Raw genomic sequence first — 16,474 nt, 5'->3', positions numbered from 1 at the left:
CTCTGCGTGGTCGCCCAGGAGCAGGAGTCACCCAGCCGCGTGAAGCCACGGCCCCTGTCGCCCCTGCCACAGGCGGAATCCCAGCCTCTTTTAACACGACGTCCGTGGTTCCGATGGCGTCGAAAAAGTCCACGGCTCCCATTCAGCTGCCTTCGGCACCACTGCCTCCGCCTGCGCCCAAATCAAGCACGGCACCGGTGAAGCTGCCTGCGCCGCCGATGTCTCCGCCTTCCAAGAAGACCACCTCGGCTATTCCTGTGGTTTCCTCCCCGCCACCTGCAGCACCCGCTCCTACTGGAGCCATGCCGCCACCGGTCGCGCGCCCTCTCGCCCCGCCTACGGCACCCAAGCCCCCGGGAGCGCCCGTGGCACCAGCTGCCCCGCGTCCCGCCACACCTCCGATGGCAGGCCTGCCAGCAGCAACGCGTCCTCTGGCGCAGAACCCTGCGGCTCCGCCACCACGTGTGGAAACTGGCGCCCCGACTGTACCACTGCAAAAGCCCGCCGCCGGCCCTCGCCCGCCTGCAGCCCCCGGAGCAGGCACAGGCCCCATGGTGGGCAGCGGAGTCGGACCTACGACCCCACTTCCTAAGGCAACGGTCAAACTGCAGCCTACCCAGGCGATGCAGCGCCCGTCCATCTCCGCCCCTCCCAGCGCCCCAGTCAAGCGCAGCGCTGCGGCTGATGCGGAGCAGTTCTATGAGGAAAAAGATCCCGAAGCAGGGCTGGTCCCTCTTTCCGTCATCTGCTTCGTTCTTTCTGCGATCCTGATGGTCGTCCAGATGTTTGGAGCTGATGCCGCCGGTTTCGTTGACACAGAAGGCGGTTCGCCCATCAAGGTTCCGGCTGTCAACAAGCAGGAATGGGAAACCCACTCCGTGACCGGTGTCTGGTCCAACGAGAAGTTCAAAAGCCAGCTGCTGCCAATTCCCTGAAGCATCTGCCGATTTTTTTCAACCCTCACCCCTTTCCACTCATGCCCCTTGCCTGGTTAGTCTTCATCCTTGCCGTTGCCACTCTGGCTCTCAATTTCCTCGCCCGCAGCGGTGGAGGCATGTGAGCTTTGACATCGGTTAGAAGCTGTTTTTTGACATCCTACTCCGGCCCCGGGGTAGGATGTTTGCTTTTATATAACCAGCGATGGCCAAGGTGTGCTCTGTGCTTATCGGGGTCAGGCCATATCTCGTGAAAAGACACCCGTAACATGAGCAGATCCCCATGGCTGATGCCTGGATTTGCGAGGGTAGGAGCCATCACGCAAAGCAAGATGGCCAGCCTCGCTTTCTTGGCTGGTAGACCCTGCCATTTAGTCACGCCGGGCAAGGGCATGCATACGGGCCAAAGTGTGAATGCGCAGCAACGCCCCGGCACGTAAACCCCGCCTCCATGTCAACGATCTGGCAAAGGAAGCCATCTTCGACGCCGCATAAACCCGACTGCCGCTTACCCCCCCCTAGCACCGCCTATTTTTCAAAGGCGTGTGTCATCAGCCATTGGAACGACCCTTGGAACTACACACTAAGTCAAGAGAGCGGATCTGCTGCCAAGCATTCAAAATAGGAAAGTCCCAGCGGCAGGCCTAGGCTAGACTGGTGGCCAACGAAATACCGGGGGCTGAAGACCTCTGTTCGCTGCGGCCAGTTACTGCCTGCCGCCACGCCCACCCGGATTGGGGTCCATGTCCAAGTCGAAATTGAACTTGGGGAAATCCTTGAGCGTGAATGAGAGCAGGAGTCCAAAATCAGAAACACCGTTGCCGTTGTTACGCGACATGAGTCCAAAAGAGGCCACCCAGCTGCTCAGATCCTTTGAAAAGTTGTAGCTCTGGAACTGGAGAACGCCGTTGGCGGCTTCGTAGATGTGGTAGGTATTGAAGCCGTAGTTTTCGTTCAACCGTGCATAGAAACGAGTGTAAACCAGACTGCTGTTGCGGTAGAAAGGATGGTCGTAGATGTACTGATGGCCCAGCTCGAGAGATGTGGCCTTGCTCAGCATCCAGATCACACTGTTGTTTGCCTCCGTGAAGCTGCCTACACCGCTGGTGAGAGGCAGCTGCAGGTCCGACTTCATGGTGGCCCAAGGCACTGGCGACCAGAAAAGCTCATTGTATACGTTGGAGAGGCTGCGGCCATACTCCGGATCCTGCCCGAAAATGTTCACATAGGTGTTCATTCCCGCCCAGGTGTAAGTCTGATTGTCACCTTCATCGGGAGTGCCCCAGAAGTTGCCGTAGCCGTTGCTGGAGATGTAATCACGCCGGGTCTGCAAAAGATTGCGGAAACCGACACGCGCCACATTCCAGGACCGAAGGCTGTCAATTGCTGTAAACAGCGGAACATCAATGGAGCGCGGCCGGGTGGTGGTGGAGAGACGGTCGATCGCCGGCACTCCAGCATTTTGAGCGGCATCCAGATAAGAATAGTTCACGTAGGGCTGAAAAACGTGCCGGATGCCGTCAAGTCCCAGCGCTGGGACCTGGACATCGCTCCAGTTTTTGGAGAGCTTGAATGAGACATCGAGGCCGAAGCTGAAGATACCTCGTGTGTAGTTTTTTAACCCGGTTACGCTGCCGACAATGCCATTGTAGCTGGTCATACCAGCGCCGATTCTCGGCGTCACGTTCAGCCAGCCCATGAAGGTCTTCGGATAGAGCAGCTCATGGTAGGTATGGAAGCGTGCATAACCAGGCTGGGCCAGTCTGCTGGAGATGGTCCCAAGTCCCTGGGTAATGTCCGCCGGGGTCAGGGCGGCCGTGCGCGGCTGGCCAGCAAGGCCGAGGAACGAGGTCGCGGCAGTGCCCAGCGGGTCATTAAGAACGCCCGGCAGCCCCCCCGCGTTTGCGAGAGTCTGAAGGCGAATCAATTCGTCCCTTTCCTGCTGCCCCACCAGTTCGCCAATGATTCCTGCTGTGATGGTACCCTGGTGATACACTCCTGTGTTCCACAGCGGCCTCCGTGTGAAGTCGATGGAGAGCTCGGGCAGACGGGTCGTGGTGCGATAGAAATTGTTCAGCTTGAACTTCGCCATCAGGGTGGCGACGTAGGCCTCATTGGTGTGAATCAGCGAGATCTGATTGTCAGGCTCACGATTGGTGCGGTAATCATTGAAGAAGAAATCTTCGTAAAAGTGGATGTCGCTGATTTTGTTGATGTCGAAATCAAGATACCACGTGCTTACATCCGGACCGGGCAGGTAGATGCGGTGCTGAAAATTTACCCGATACCTGTAGTTTGGAACTGGGTAGCGGATGGCCGTTGTGGCGTTTGTTGTGGGGGCGGTGTCATTGACCCCGTACAGCTTCAAGGTGCCGAAGTTCTGACGGTTGGCTGTGTGGCGAACCGAAAAGAAATCCACCCCTGCACCCACACCACGCTTGCTGCGCAGGTCGAACTTGTACTTTGCGAAGGTGTGGTCGCCATGGACCACCGCCATCTGCGTCAGCAGGAACGCACCCCAACGGCTTTGAAAGCCGGGCCCGATACGTATGCCGCTGTCTTCATCCAGAGATTTGGTGATTTTGGGCATCCAGAAAAACGGCGTTTTCCCAGCATACATTTTCAAGTCCTTGAGGATGGCCTTGTCGTCCGGATAAACCGTCAGCTCTTTGACAGCGACGTGGTAGTTCGGGTCTGCCACATCGTGTGAAGTGAGCGTCACCCCAGTGGCATCAATGCGGTTTTCGAGCTTGCTGCTCGAGTGAAACTCCTCCGCCTTGAAGAAAAACATGCCAGATGTCCTCCTGAGGCTGCCGCCCGTGGGCCCGCCACCGGCGACAATGCCGGTGCCAGCAATGCTCTGCTGAATGCCCGCGCCGATGCCTGTGATCACATTGCGCCCGGACATCTCCCCGGTGATGGAATTGTAGGTGATCGAATCTCCGTGGTAGAGCATTCCATCCCGCCAGATTGTCACCCCATCCTTGGCGATGACTTCGCCGGTGGATTGGTTGTATTGCGCACTGCCGCAGCGCATTTCGACATCGCCGTAGTGAATATGCACATCGCCGGTCACTGTGGCGACCCCCGTCTCAGGATCCATCGTCGTGGTTAGGCCACGAATGTTCAGATCACTCGTGAGGCTGTCGAGAAGGGATTGCCCGCTGGCCGCCCCGGACACGGCCAGGGCGCAAACGAGGACCGTCACGCAAAATTTCGGAAAAATCATAACACGAGAGGACATTGCCTTATACGAACAGACAATGCGAAATCCTAAATAGGCTACCGGGAACACGGTGACAAGAAAAAGCCGGACTTTTTTCGCCTCAATCGTCCCCCCGTCCCGGGCGCACGGGGCACACCCCTTTCCTGCTGGGCGCCTGTACAAATTCCAGCAGGCGCTGTGCTTTTTCCGGCCACTGCCGGGCCGCTGCCTGCTGGACTGCCTGGGACAGATTCATCCCCCTGCAAAACAGGGTTTGAAACAGGTCCTTGATGGCTCCGCGCTCCTCCGCACTAAACCCCTGCCGACGCAGGCCGATCACGTTGAGTCCGGTGATGCGGTTGATACGCTGAGCCGCGCAGTAATGGGGGATGTCCTTGCTGAAGCTGCCGTTGCCCTGGATCACACAGAAATCCCCGATTCTCAAGAACTGGTGGAACACCGCCCCTCCGCCGATGAAGGTGTTGTTGCCTACATGGATGTGCCCGCCCAGCAGCGCCGCGTTTGCCAGGATGTTCCTGTTCCCCAGCACGACGTCATGCGCCAGGTGACTGCCCGCCATGAGGTAATTGCCATCGCCGAGCCGAGTTGCCGTGCCCGGCTTGCTGCCGCGGTGAATCGTCACATGCTCGCGGATCACGTTCTTTTTGCCCAAAATCACACTGCTCTGGGTCGCGGGGTCAAACCCCAGGTCCTGAGGCTCGCCGCCGATCACAGCCCCGCGTCCGATCTGCGTCCCCTCTCCGACAATGACGTGCCCCACAAGCTGAGCATGCGCTTCGATTTTACAGCCAGCCCCGACCTCGCTCGGCCCCTCGATCACCACATAGGGGCCGATTTCGGCTGCAGGGTCAATTCGGGCGCTTGGATCGATCAGGGCTGTCTTATGGATCATGGACAAAGACCATGGACGCCCCGTTGTCCGTGATCAATCCAGACTTGCAGCTCGTGCAAACTTCCTCTTGGCAGGCCGCCACACGTTGCCTACTATGTGCGTTCCGCAACGCAGCACCTGGAGAGGTGGTCGAGTGGTTTATGGCTCCAGTCTTGAAAACTGGCGTGGGTTTATCCCCACCGTGGGTTCGAATCCCACCCTCTCCGCCACCCTTTGCAGGGCAACGGGGCATCAGCCTTATCCTGTTACATTGCCACGCCGCCCATTCCAGACGGCTGCCACCAGACTCATACAGTTTGGCAGCAAGTGCCGCTGGCCGGACTCGAACCGGCAAGGGAGTTACCTCCCAGCAGATTTTAAGTCTGCTGTGTTTACCATTTCACCACAGCGGCGTGGAGAATGCCTGAGCTTTCAGTCTAACGGCAAAGCCGTAGGCCTCAATAGCTGAAAATCTCGCCTTCCTTGAAAAAGCGCTTCAATTCCACCGCCGCAGCTTCCGGGGAGTCGGAGGCGTGGACGACGTTGGTCATCTTGTCGGTGCCAAAGTCGCCACGGATGGTGCCTTTTGGGGCGATCTTGGAGTCCGTCGGCCCCAGGAGATCACGCACATGAGAGATGATGTTTTCCCCGCTGATCGCCACGGCGATCACCGGCTTGCTCTTCATGAAGCTGGCCACGTCCGGGAAGAAGGGCTTGTCCGCGATGTGCGAATAGTGCTCCTTGAGCAGCTCGTCGGTGAGCTGGATCATCTTGCAGCCACGGATGCGAAAGCCTTCGTCTTCGAGACGCTTGAGGACTTCGCCATTGATGCCGCGTGAAACGCAGTCGGGTTTGAGCAGGATGAGGGTAGTTTCTTGGGCCATGGGGAACTTGGGGGAAAAAGGGTTCGCACTGTGCCGTCCGACGCCGCATCCGTCAAGGCTGGGAATCTTTTGCCAGTTGGAAACACGGCGCTAGGCTCTGCACATCCTCACCACTCGCGTCATGCCTGCACGCTCCTACGCATTTTTTGACCTCGACCACACCCTGCTGCCGTTCGACACGCAGGCGCTCTTCTGCAACTTTGTGCTTCACCGCGAGCCGTGGCGTGTGCTGCTGCACGGGTTGTTCATCCCAGTAGCCCTGGCACGAGCCTGCGGTCTCGCCAGCACAGCGACCGCCAAGCGCGCCTTTCTGAGCTACCTGCGTGGCATGTCGCGTGAGAGGCTGGCGGCATACGCGCGAGAATTTGCCGAGGTCTGCGTCACCAAGTGGGCCTACCCTTCCCTGCGCGCCGAAATCCTGCGTCACAAGCACCAGAACCGTGTTTTGGTGCTGAACACCGCCAGCCCTGACTTTTACGCGCACGAGATCGCGCATGCGCTGGGTTTTGACCACTGCATCGCCACTCGTTTTGAAGTCGGCGCCACTTTTCCTGGCATGCCCAGGCTCGTCACCGGCAACAACAAGCACGAGGCCAAAATCGCTGCGATGGAGGCCGTCGTGCCAGGCCTGACTGAGCTCACCGAGCAGGAGCGCGCCAACAGCTGGAGCTACTCAGACAGCGCTGCGGACCTGCCCTTGCTGGAATATGCCGGCTATGCCGTGCTGGTGCACCCATCCCGGAAGCTCGCAGGCATAGGCCAGCAGCGCGGCTGGGCCATCCTGCACCCCGAGCGGCCGTATGACAACAAGCTCGGCGACATGCTTTGCGTGATGCTGCAGATGTTCGGACTGCATCCTGAATGAAGCGCGCCCTTGCTCAAGCCGCAGATGGACTTATGATCGCCCCCGTCTGGAGAAGCACCCGTAGCTCAGTGGATAGAGCAGCCGATTTCTAATCGGCCGGTCGCAGGTTCGATCCCTGCCGGGTGCACCACGCTGGAAGTCACCTGCCAACAGCTTTCAGGCCCCTGTGAGACAGGCGTGCCAGATCACCCCCGCTTCATCTGAAAAGGTGCACTTGGAAAAGCCGTGACACCTCGGCAAAAAGCGCATTGTCCAGGCGGAACCAATGCCCCTTCTCAGGCACCACGATGAACTGGGTCTCCACCCCAGCCTCCGCCAGGGCACAAAAGAGGCGCTCGCTCTGCTGCAAGGGAACGACTCTGTCCCGCTCCCCATGAATGATGAGAAAGGGGGGCAGCGATGGTCTGACGTGGTCTATCGGGCTGGCATCCGCTGCGAGGTTGAGCTTTTCCTCAACAGGCCCGCCGAGCAGCCTGTCAATCAGGCTCAGCCTGCCGGGTTTCGCATACAGGCGGCCCAGGTCAATAATATCCGTCGGAGGATAAAGTGCGCACACGGCGCGGATGCGCGGCTTGCCTTCGGTGGCGGCAAGCAAGGCCGCGAGCTGGCCACCTGCCGACTCGCCGCTGACCCCCATGCGACTGGCATCGATCCCATAGCGACTTCCGTTGATGCGCAGCCACTGAGCTGCGGCGCGGCAGTCCTCCAGCTGCGCGGGATAGACCGCCTTGTTGCTGAGCCGGTACTGAATGGAAGCCACGGCGATGCCGACGCTGGTGAGATCTCGCACATTCACATGATAGCCTTTGCTGCCGAATCTCCAGCCGCCCCCAAAGATCCACAGCACGACTGGCGCAGGTCTGGCCGCCTTGGGCACATAGAGGTCCATCCGCAGCTTGTGGCCGTCCGGTGCCGCAAAGAGCACATCGCGATATATGGATTCGCCAGGACGCGCCGGCCCGTAAGTGGTGCAGCCCGCCAAAGCCAAAAGGAAGGCGACGAGGCCGCACAGTCTGCGGAGGCCTGAGGCGGTTTCTCCATTGACCGATGTCATTTGAGTGTCTGGTGCACGTGTGAGATGGAGTGAGATGCAGGCAGACCGGGCACTTGTGGGCCCTGGCTGTGCAGGCTTGCTGCAAAGCTGCCCTTGGAAGCTGTGCTGTGCAAACCTGCAGTCAGCGAACTTTGGGGCCAGTGCTGGATTGCTTCTGGGACTCGCCCTCCGCCTTCTGACTGTTTTGTCCGACCTTGGCCATTCCCAGCACTGCTCCGACACTTTGCTTTGCCGCCAGCGCCCGGTCAGAGGCGTCGATATCGTTGTCAGCATCGATGTCCTGCCCCTCACGATCTTCACCCTCGATACGCCCGTTGTGATCAAGATCGAGCGAGGGATCGTCTGCAAGATCGATGTCGCCATCTCCATCGAGATCGCGTCTGCCATTGGCCGGCTTTCTGGGTTCGGGCATGGCTGAGCGGATCGTTACTTGATGCTGTGCCCCTGCTTGCCAGCGGCCTGTTTGGGGCCGAGGTCCACGCCCTGTGCGGCCAGCGTGTCACGGACACTTGTGATACCGGAGCCGGCTTTTTTTCCGAGTTCCTTGCCTTTGGCAGCGCCTTCCTCCCCAGCAATTGCTCCACCGATGGCACCGCCGATGTTTCCGCCGATACCGCGTGCGTGGTCGATGGCCACATTGGCCGCCTGACCGGCTGCATTGCCAACGACTTTGCCCAGCATCTGGCCCACGGACTTGCCCTTTTCACCCATGGCGGCGGCACCGAGCATGCCGCCCACTTTTTTGCCGAGGCTGCCACCGACATCGAGACCGCCAGCTTCCTGGCCTTCCTGCTTGGCGGCCTGTTCGCGGTGACCGCCGATGACAGGACCACTTTCAAAAAATGGTGAGAAGATGCTTCATGGTCTGGACTTGGATTTTATCATTTGTTCACCGCGTCTGCGCCAGGGCTCGCCCCAGCGGTGGTATGCATAGAGAAGCGGGATGGCCGCAAAACATGCGGCTGCAGCCGCACTGCGCCCGGTACCTAGGCAAGCTCAAGGGCGACCAGGCGAAACTCCTGCAGGATTTTCGCGACAGCCAACAGGCCCTCGCCGCCGCCTTGAAGCCCGAACGCGTCCAAGGACAGGCAAACAAAGTGAATGCCCAGCTCGTGGCCCCAAACACCCCCATGGACGTCAGGAGCGCCTTGAAATCATCTGCCAACGCCGCGCCCTCAAAAACGAAGTCACAAACCAAGCCCTCAGGCACCCGCCCCATCCAGCCTGGATGATGGTGCGGATGTGGACATCGACTCAAATGCTGAAGGGGCCCAGTGCAAGCCGAGTGTGTCGGAGGCGGTCAAGCAGCCCGCCAGCGGTCCCCGCTTCAGTGGCCAGCATGAGGCCCATGAAGGCAGCAACCTGCGGAGCACCTGGAAGCCCGCCACCCCCTCCTCCCCCCAAAAAACCGGCAGTTCGTTGAGAAACTCCGGCTGATCTCGCGCTTCCTTAGCCATCAAAAAAACATTCATCTGCATGATGAGGCACCCCCATGCGCTCTTAAGGAAGGCCTTGGCAGGCAAGCCCGATGCATAAATCCTCCAACAAAAAAGCCCGGCAGGCGGTCAAAGCAAATACGCCACAGCAAAAGTTAAATGACACACCCGCTCAGCGGCTTAAAATAGCCGCTCGCTCCACCCTCTTTCATGGACCTTTCCCACTCCAGCAATCAGGCTTCAGACGCAGCGGCTGATTTTGATCAAACAGTCAAGGTTCGCACTCCCTCTGCAGGTGCTGTTTATTTCAACCGCTACCGCCTGTCCCGCGTTTTGGGACGTGGCGGCATGGGAGTGGTCTGGCTGGCAGACGATTTGAAGCTTGAGCGGCCTGTGGCGTTGAAGTTCCTGCCCAGCCTGATTGGCCTTGATCCGACCGCCATCAAAGAACTCAAAACCGAGACCCGGCGCGGCCTTGAGCTTTCCCACCCAAACATCGTGCGAATCTACGATTTCGTGGACGATGACGATGAGGCGGCCATCTCGATGGAGTTTGTAAACGGCAAGACACTTTCTGAGCTGCGCGCCACGACGGACCATGGGGTGTTCACCACCGAGCAGGTGGCCAAATGGCTACCTGGCGTCTGCGATGCGCTCGACTACGCGCACTTCCAGCGCAAGGTCGTGCACCGCGACCTGAAGCCCTCGAACATCATGGCCATGAGCATGGATGACACGGCCAAGATCGCCGACTTCGGCATCGCACGCAGCATCTCTGACACCATGCAGCGGCTGTCCATTTCCCAGCTCGGTGTCAGCGGCACCCTGCCCTACATGAGCCCACAGCAGGCCATGGGAGAGCGCCCCGCACCTACCGACGATGTGTACTCGCTGGGTGCGACGATCTATGAGCTGCTCTCAGGCAAACCGCCGTTTTACCGTGGGGACATCCCATCCCAGCTCACCTCGAAAATTCCTTCCACCATGGTCGAACGGCGTGAGGAGCTGGAGATCAAGGCCAGCGACCAGATTCCAAAGGAGTGGGAGGCGGTGATTGCCGCCTGCCTTAACAAAGACCCAAATCTACGCCCACCGAGTGCCGGCAAGCTCCTTGAGCTGCTAGGTTTAAGATCTACAACCAACGTCACCACTCAGCCCTACATCCAGCCAGCGGTTCAGCACAAGAGTCGCGTCCCGGTTTATGCCGCTGCGGCGGTCGCAGTGCTGGCAGCAGGTGCCGCATATTATTTCAGATCGACCACTCCGCAGGCTTTACCCGCCACCAGCCCAGCGCTGGCTAGCACAGCAGCGCCTGCCCCCGCTCTCACGCCCCCTCCTCAAACGAATGCACCTGCGGCCACGGTAACACCTGCGCCCCATCCAAATCCAGCTGCTGTCCAGGCAGCGCCTCCCGCGCCTGGGCCTGCGGCGGCCATGCCGACGACAGCTGATCCTGCACCCGCAGTCATCGCAGCGGCCACACCACCTGCGGCAGGTCTTGCACCAGACGCCCCTGCAGCCGCCGCCATGCCGACCCAGCAAGGAGCGCCCGCGCCACCGGCACAACCTGGTCAGCCAGCAGCACTGGCCATGCCTGCAGCGGCAGGCCCCGCACTTGTGACATCACCGGCACCGGGGACGATGATCCAGCCTCCCGTGTCTGAGCCTCCCGAAGGCTACTGGTCCATCGAGCGCATCTTTCCCACTCCGCCACAGGCCGGCTACTCTGAAGCTGGCCGCCGCCACCTGCTGTATGAAGTGCAGCGCATCCTGAAAGAGAAATCCCTCTACAGCTCCACTCAGGACGGCAAGGAAGGCAAGGGCACGCACAATGCCATCATTCTCTACCAGGCCAAGAATGGACTTCTTCCGAACGGCCTGCTGGATGGCCCAACCCTTGCCTCAATGGCTTTGATGGACAAGCCAGATGCGCCGGAATGGAAGTCACCTGCACCGGCAGTGTCATCCACATCCCGCAAAAGGTCCTCTCCAAAAGAAGAGCCCAACTTGTTTCAGCGTGCCGGCAAATCTATCGGCCGCCTGTTCAACCGGGACTGAGCCTCTCGCTCCTGCAGCACTTCCTTACCCCCGCGCAGGCGCAGCGGTTTGACGTGTTGCCTCCCATTCCTCCTGCCTGCGCTCCCACTCAGCCAGCTTATGCTCGTCTGCCAGGGGCGAATTCGCCTCGGCAGCCAGTTTCCAAAAGCTGATGAAGCTCACAAAAATGAGCCTTTCCTTCTCAGGCGGTCGTCCCGATGAAGGTTTGTCGAACCACCCATGGGCGGCCGTTTCGCACTCGGCCAGGGCTGAGGCGAAATCACTGCGGGCTGTGAGCAGATCTCCCAGCCGCCTGTGGAGCTCCAGCAAACGCCAGGCCATCAGCGCCGCCGCATCCTGCCGCTGGCCGCAACGCGAAAGCGCTCGTGCCAGTTCCTTGCGCACCCGCAGCATTTGGTCACGCACCTGCGCTTGGTTTGCGGGCAATGTCCGGTAGCCTGCCAGCGCTTCACGAAGTGCCTTCATCGCGTTTTCCGGCTCCACCTCTCCAAGCCACCTCCATCCCAGGGTGTACAGTGCATGCAGTACCTCCTCTAAATTCTCGCCCTCGGTCTGTTTCAGCAGCTCCCACTGCCGCTTCAGCCAGGGCTGGTTCGTGAAACGCGCCATGCCCGCGGCATAATCGTCTGCGAGCTTGCGCAGCAGCTGAGTGTTCATGCTTGCGAGCGTTGGTGATCAGGTCTTTCAGCTGCGCGCTGACCTGCATTGCCAGGTCGGCCTTGCTATGCGCCTCCAGCATCTGGCGCTGGACCTCCCGCCGCTGTGCCGCCAGTCAATGACACAGCCACTGCCACCGCCGTGCTCACTGCAACGCGGTTTCTGACCAGCCATTTTTTTTGAGCTGGTACGTGATTCCGGGCGGCCCGGCGGACACAGGCTCATTGCGCAGGTAGTGCTGCACATCCTCGGCCAGATTCAGCACCGTCGGGTAGCGCAACTCGCGGTTCTTCTGCAATGCCCGAAGCGTTATCCAGTCCAGTTCGATTGGAGCCTGGCGGCTTGGGCAGGCGCATCACACGCAGGCTGGGCTTTTCGGTTTCGTGGCGCCGTACCTGATCCAGCAGTTCGGACAGAGGCGGTTCATTGCCCTCGTCGGCTGGAATCGGAGTAGTCCCCGTCAGCAGTTCATACAGCAGCCCCCCCCCAGCGCATACACATCCGCGCGGATGTCCACACCATCGCTGTTCAGCCTCGCCTGCTCCGGACTCATGTAGCGCGGAGTGCCCAGTACCATGCCGCACAGAGTCGCATCCTCGATGGCCAGATTAAAAAATCCGACGGCAGTCTTTGGAGTCAGAGGCGTGTCACCAGGGGAGGCCATGAGAAGCCAGATCAGGAAGTGTGCTGCGACGGGGCTGTAACATCATGCATTTTCTACGCCGGCTGGCGCAGGTCTTGTGCCGTGGTGCTCCCGGTGGGATTCGAACCCGCAACCAAGGGATTATGAGTCCCCTGCTCTAACCGTTGAGCTACAGGAGCGTGCGCACGGAGGGCGCACACTATGCATCGCCCTGAGCGTGCGGCAACTGGTGGTCTTGACTAAATGGGAGGGAGGACCAAGGACATGTTCAGGCATTGATACTCCTGATCTGTTTAAACAGTCCGTTCCGCCTCGATATCAAACAGGAAGTCGAAGTCTTCCTTCTGCAGCAGGTTGGTGAAGCCGCCTTCGCCCAGGACGTTGCTGATCATCAGGTTCTTCTTGTGCTGCAGGGTCATGATTTTCTCCTCGATGGTGCTCTTTGTCAGCATTCGGTAGGCCATGACCGGCTGCGTCTGGCCGATACGGTGCGCACGGTCGATGGCCTGATTTTCCACAGCGGGGTTCCACCAGGGATCGTAGAGGATGACGTAGGACGCAGAGGTGAGGTTCAGACCGCTGCCACCCGCTTTGAGGGAGAGCAGAAACACGCTGGCGTTTTCATCCTCCTGGAAAGCTTTGACAATGCCTGCACGGTCAGTGCTGGCCCCGGTGAGCCAGTGATAGGGCAGCTTCATCTCCTCCAGCTTGTTGCGGATGATTTTCAGCATGGAGACGAACTGGCTGAAGAGCAGCACCTTGTGCCCTTCGTCGTGCAGCCCCTGGATGAGCTCCAGCGTGGAGGTGAGCTTGGCGCTCTCCTCATTCTCGGCACTTTTGTCAATCAGGCCGGGGTGGCAGCAGATCTGGCGCAAGCGCGTCAGCGCCTGCAAGATGGCAAACCGGCGGCGGTTGACCATGTCAAAGCCGGAGCTGTTCAGCACCATGTGCTGCGCGCGGGCCAGCTCTTCTTTGTAGAGCTCAGCCTGACGGCCGCTCATTTCGCTGAGCAGGTTTTCCTCGCTGCGGGAGGGCAGATCGCGGGCCACCTGGGATTTTGTACGACGCAGCAGGAAAGGACGCAAACGTGCGGCAAGCCGCTCCGAGGCACGTGGGTCTTTGCGGCGGTCAAAGTGGCGGTGGAAGTAGGCGCGCTCACCCAGCGCCCCAGGCGTGGCAAAGGTCATGAGGCTCCACAGGTCCAGCAGCCGGTTTTCCAGCGGCGTGCCGGTCAGCACCAGACGGTTGTCTGCGCGGATCTGACGTGCGGATTTTGCGGCCTTGGAGTCCGGGTTCTTGATGTGCTGGCCTTCGTCGAGGATGGCGGCAAGCCAGCGCACGGCGGCCAGTTCTCCATCAAAGCCACGCATCTGAGCGTAGTTCATCACCACCACGTCTATCTGGGTCATCACCAGATTGATGTCAAAAAGGTCGCGGTCATGCAGCACGAGCACGCGCAGGTCTGGCGAGCCCTTCTTGAATTCCAGCGCCCAGACATCCAGCACGGACTTCGGGCAGACGACGAGCACGGGCAGATGCGGGCCGTCAGCTTTTTTGCGCGAGCGCAGCCACAGCACCCACGTGATGGCCTGCAGGGTTTTGCCCAGACCCATGTCATCTGCCAGGATGCCGCCAAAGCGGTTTGAAGTGAGGTAGGTCAGGAAATGAAAACCCTCAACCTGGTAGGGGCGCAGCGTGACATTCAATCCCTCGGGCACCGGCGGACGCGCATCCAGCTTCGCCTCTTCCATGCGTTCGACGATCTTGCCCCATGCCTTCGGATTGACGATCTCAGCCGCATTTTCCTGCGCGAGCTGCCTCCAGTGCATGCGGTGCGCCTCGTCGCTGTGCTCATTGAGGTCGATCCCCAGGCGGTCGAGCATTTCCTGCTGCTCTTCACTCAGCTCCAGCTTCACACGGCGCCAGGAGCCGTCTGCCAGACGCACGAAGTCACCTTTCGCAGCGATGAGGCGGCGAATGTCAGCCGGCTTGAGGTCCATGCCCTCGATGTCAAACACAAGCCGAAGGTCCAGCCAGTCAATGCTGCCTGCCTGTGTGGCCTCCAAGCGCACGCGAGCGATGAGCGGATCTGCCAGGATGGTCTGCAGGCTTTCATCTGTCTTGAGGCTCACGTTTTCAGGCAACTGGGCCGCCCAGTTGTGAAACATGTCAGGAAAATCTTTCGCCATGCGCACACGCCAGGCGTCATTTTCCATGTCCCAGGTGCGACGGAGCTGGTTCATGAGCTCCTCGGCTTCCCTCAGGGCACGGCGGTCACGGCAGACGATGGTGTCGTCTCCCTCAGCCGTTTTTTTTTCATCTGCAGGCTGCCAGCCAGAAAAGCGCAGCGTCTCGCGCACCCGGCCTTCGGCATCGACGGCCTCGGCCTTGAAAGTGACGAACTCTGCACCGCTGGAGTGTGAGGTCTTGGCCTGGCAGGCAGCGGAAATCTTCACATGCAGGTCTTCATGACGCACACGGCTTTTGATCGCATCCGGCACCGGAATGTCGATCTCGCGCATGAAGGAGATGCCCTCTGCCGTGGCCAGCGCCTCCAGCGGCATGGTGATGCCCGCGTCAACCCTGGACTCATCATGAAGCCAGACGGGGCCGCTGAACAGGGTGTCAGCGCTCAGGTAGAAGGTCTGCACCCCGCGGAGAATGCGCAGAGGCAGAGGCGCGGGCGTTCCGTCCGGCCTTTCGAGCTGCAAGGTGAGGTTCAGCCCGTTTTCGCTCAGGCGTGCCGCCCAGATCAGAGGCTCAGCCACACGGTGAAACGGGGCTTCATCCAGAGTGATCATTCGTTCCTGAAGAGCCGGCTGCTGGAACAGTGTCGCAAGCCACTGGGCATGGTGCTTGCTCTCCAGACGGAAGGAGTCGTTCCAGTTCTCATCACTCTGAGCCAGACAGGAGACAAACAGCAGCTCCGAACTGCCCGAAGTCACAATGCGTCCGTCGCGATGTTCGCGCCGCAGATTGTCAAGCAGCGCGGCGTCAACCGTGATGTAAGGCGAAGGAATTTCACCTTCCTGACGAAGTTGCAGACGTGCATCATTGACGGTGATGAGCAGCCTGAAATCGCACACGCGTGGCGGCTGGCGGTGGGTGTGACGGTCATCCTGCCGTGCGTCGATGAATTCCCGAATGCGCTTCTGCCAGGTGGGCACAGTGCTGGCATGCCGCCATTCGCGCAGAGCTTCACGTGTGCCTTCGATGTCGGACATGCCGCGAAGAAATGCCGGAACGGCCAGGCCCTTGTCAGCCAGCGCCAGTGCGATGTAGTTCCAGAACTCACGCAGGGACTTGGGGGCTTCCGGCCACAAAGCCACGGGCTCAAGGCTCTGGATCGCCCATTTCGGGTGCAGGCGAACCATGTCCTGGTCAAAAATTTTCCCGGTGAGGCGCACGCGCTCATAGCGCTTCTCCATCTTGCTCAGGTAATTTTCCTCGTCTGGCGTCAGCGGGCGCTCGAGTTTGGCGGTGAGCTGCTGCTCAAAGTCCTCTTCCTCCACTGGAACCATCGGCAGTGTTCCCCGGGCTTCGCGGCGCTGGACTGCCACCAGCGTGGTGCACAGGGCCAGGTTTTCCAGCGTCTCGTCATCATCGACGTCAGTCTCACCGTGCCAGCCATGCGCTCCCCGCAGCCAGCGCACCTGGGCGGGGCGGTCATCCAGCCGGACTTCGGCCATCATTTCATCCTCCAGCAACTCCAGCCCCCTTACGGCATCGTCATCCACCAAGCGCTCCGCCTCCTGGCGGGTGCGGGCATCAAACGGACGGAGCAGGATGGGAAGATCAGTGATGAGGCTGGACATGCGTGGTGAAAAACACCCGCGCCGGATTGC

At 60.0% G+C, this 16,474-nt stretch carries 15 protein-coding genes and 4 tRNA genes; 7 read left to right on the top strand and 12 right to left on the bottom strand.

Features of this window, described 5'->3' with window-relative positions:
- Positions 1-142: 142 nt before the first annotated feature.
- The gene (locus tag ACFQDI_RS00410; RefSeq protein WP_377162241.1) at positions 143-304 is read right to left on the bottom strand and encodes a hypothetical protein; all 162 of its coding nucleotides are present in this window, start codon (positions 302-304) and stop codon (positions 143-145) included.
- A gap of 319 nt (positions 305-623) precedes the next feature.
- Here ACFQDI_RS00410 and ACFQDI_RS00405 point away from each other — a divergent pair, with 319 nt between their 5' ends.
- Entirely contained in the window at positions 624-935 is a 312-nt protein-coding gene (locus ACFQDI_RS00405) for a hypothetical protein (protein WP_377162240.1), read from the top strand.
- 706 nt (positions 936-1,641) lie between these two features.
- Here ACFQDI_RS00405 and lptD read toward each other — a convergent pair.
- Positions 1,642-4,164, bottom strand: a complete 2,523-nt coding sequence (gene lptD, locus ACFQDI_RS00400; protein ID WP_377162238.1) for an LPS assembly protein LptD — start codon at positions 4,162-4,164, stop codon at positions 1,642-1,644.
- Between the two features lie 97 nt (positions 4,165-4,261).
- On the bottom strand, positions 4,262-5,053 hold the full coding sequence (lpxA, locus tag ACFQDI_RS00395; protein ID WP_377162236.1) for an acyl-ACP--UDP-N-acetylglucosamine O-acyltransferase: 792 nt from the start codon (positions 5,051-5,053) through the stop codon (positions 4,262-4,264).
- Between the two features lie 119 nt (positions 5,054-5,172).
- Here lpxA and ACFQDI_RS00390 point away from each other — a divergent pair.
- A tRNA-Ser gene (locus ACFQDI_RS00390) sits at positions 5,173-5,262 on the top strand.
- 98 nt (positions 5,263-5,360) lie between these two features.
- Here ACFQDI_RS00390 and ACFQDI_RS00385 read toward each other — a convergent pair.
- Together ACFQDI_RS00385 and ndk are read right to left on the bottom strand one after the other, a co-directional pair.
- Positions 5,361-5,445, bottom strand: a tRNA-Leu gene (locus ACFQDI_RS00385).
- A 45-nt stretch (positions 5,446-5,490) separates the two neighbouring features.
- Positions 5,491-5,916 (bottom strand): nucleoside-diphosphate kinase, encoded by a 426-nt coding sequence (gene ndk / locus ACFQDI_RS00380; RefSeq protein ID WP_377162234.1) that lies wholly within the window; start codon positions 5,914-5,916, stop codon positions 5,491-5,493.
- A 121-nt stretch (positions 5,917-6,037) separates the two neighbouring features.
- On the opposite strand from ndk, the gene ACFQDI_RS00375 reads away from it, so the two are divergent.
- A complete protein-coding gene (locus ACFQDI_RS00375; RefSeq protein WP_377162232.1) occupies positions 6,038-6,781 on the top strand; it encodes an HAD family hydrolase in 744 nt (247 codons plus the stop codon).
- A 54-nt stretch (positions 6,782-6,835) separates the two neighbouring features.
- Positions 6,836-6,911 (top strand) — tRNA-Arg (locus ACFQDI_RS00370).
- Positions 6,912-6,977: 66 nt separating this feature from the next.
- Here the strand turns inward: ACFQDI_RS00370 and ACFQDI_RS00365 are convergent.
- Both ACFQDI_RS00365 and ACFQDI_RS00360 read right to left on the bottom strand, forming a co-directional pair.
- Complete coding sequence (locus tag ACFQDI_RS00365; RefSeq protein ID WP_377162230.1) at positions 6,978-7,835, bottom strand: alpha/beta hydrolase fold domain-containing protein; 858 nt, start codon at positions 7,833-7,835, stop codon at positions 6,978-6,980.
- A 121-nt stretch (positions 7,836-7,956) separates the two neighbouring features.
- On the bottom strand, positions 7,957-8,247 hold the full coding sequence (locus ACFQDI_RS00360; RefSeq protein WP_377162228.1) for a hypothetical protein: 291 nt from the start codon (positions 8,245-8,247) through the stop codon (positions 7,957-7,959).
- A gap of 26 nt (positions 8,248-8,273) precedes the next feature.
- Between ACFQDI_RS00360 and ACFQDI_RS00355 the strand changes: the two genes are divergently transcribed.
- From ACFQDI_RS00355 to ACFQDI_RS00345, 3 genes are all read left to right on the top strand, one after another.
- Entirely contained in the window at positions 8,274-8,684 is a 411-nt protein-coding gene (locus tag ACFQDI_RS00355; RefSeq protein WP_377162226.1) for a hypothetical protein, read from the top strand.
- 77 nt (positions 8,685-8,761) lie between these two features.
- Positions 8,762-9,067: a hypothetical protein gene (locus tag ACFQDI_RS00350; RefSeq protein WP_377162224.1), complete on the top strand. Its 306-nt coding sequence runs from the start codon at positions 8,762-8,764 to the stop codon at positions 9,065-9,067.
- Positions 9,068-9,481: 414 nt separating this feature from the next.
- Positions 9,482-11,329: a serine/threonine-protein kinase gene (locus ACFQDI_RS00345; protein ID WP_377162223.1), complete on the top strand. Its 1,848-nt coding sequence runs from the start codon at positions 9,482-9,484 to the stop codon at positions 11,327-11,329.
- A gap of 24 nt (positions 11,330-11,353) precedes the next feature.
- Here the strand turns inward: ACFQDI_RS00345 and ACFQDI_RS00340 are convergent, their stop codons facing one another.
- The 5 genes from ACFQDI_RS00340 to ACFQDI_RS00320 form a co-directional block, all read right to left on the bottom strand.
- Positions 11,354-11,986: a hypothetical protein gene (locus ACFQDI_RS00340; protein WP_377162221.1), complete on the bottom strand. Its 633-nt coding sequence runs from the start codon at positions 11,984-11,986 to the stop codon at positions 11,354-11,356.
- 145 nt (positions 11,987-12,131) lie between these two features.
- Positions 12,132-12,284 (bottom strand): hypothetical protein, encoded by a 153-nt coding sequence (locus ACFQDI_RS00335; RefSeq protein ID WP_377162219.1) that lies wholly within the window; start codon positions 12,282-12,284, stop codon positions 12,132-12,134.
- A 162-nt stretch (positions 12,285-12,446) separates the two neighbouring features.
- Positions 12,447-12,650 carry a hypothetical protein gene (locus tag ACFQDI_RS00330; RefSeq protein ID WP_377162217.1) on the bottom strand — a complete coding sequence of 68 codons (204 nt, stop codon included), beginning with the start codon at positions 12,648-12,650 and terminating at the stop codon, positions 12,447-12,449.
- 82 nt (positions 12,651-12,732) lie between these two features.
- A tRNA-Ile gene (locus tag ACFQDI_RS00325) sits at positions 12,733-12,808 on the bottom strand.
- A 114-nt stretch (positions 12,809-12,922) separates the two neighbouring features.
- Positions 12,923-16,444: a DEAD/DEAH box helicase gene (locus tag ACFQDI_RS00320; protein WP_377162215.1), complete on the bottom strand. Its 3,522-nt coding sequence runs from the start codon at positions 16,442-16,444 to the stop codon at positions 12,923-12,925.
- Positions 16,445-16,474 lie beyond the last annotated feature (30 nt).

The organism is Prosthecobacter fluviatilis (genome assembly GCF_042655725.1).
In the GTDB taxonomy this organism is placed as follows: domain Bacteria; phylum Verrucomicrobiota; class Verrucomicrobiia; order Verrucomicrobiales; family Verrucomicrobiaceae; genus Prosthecobacter; species Prosthecobacter fluviatilis.
This window is presented reverse-complemented; position numbering and strand designations above follow the sequence as displayed.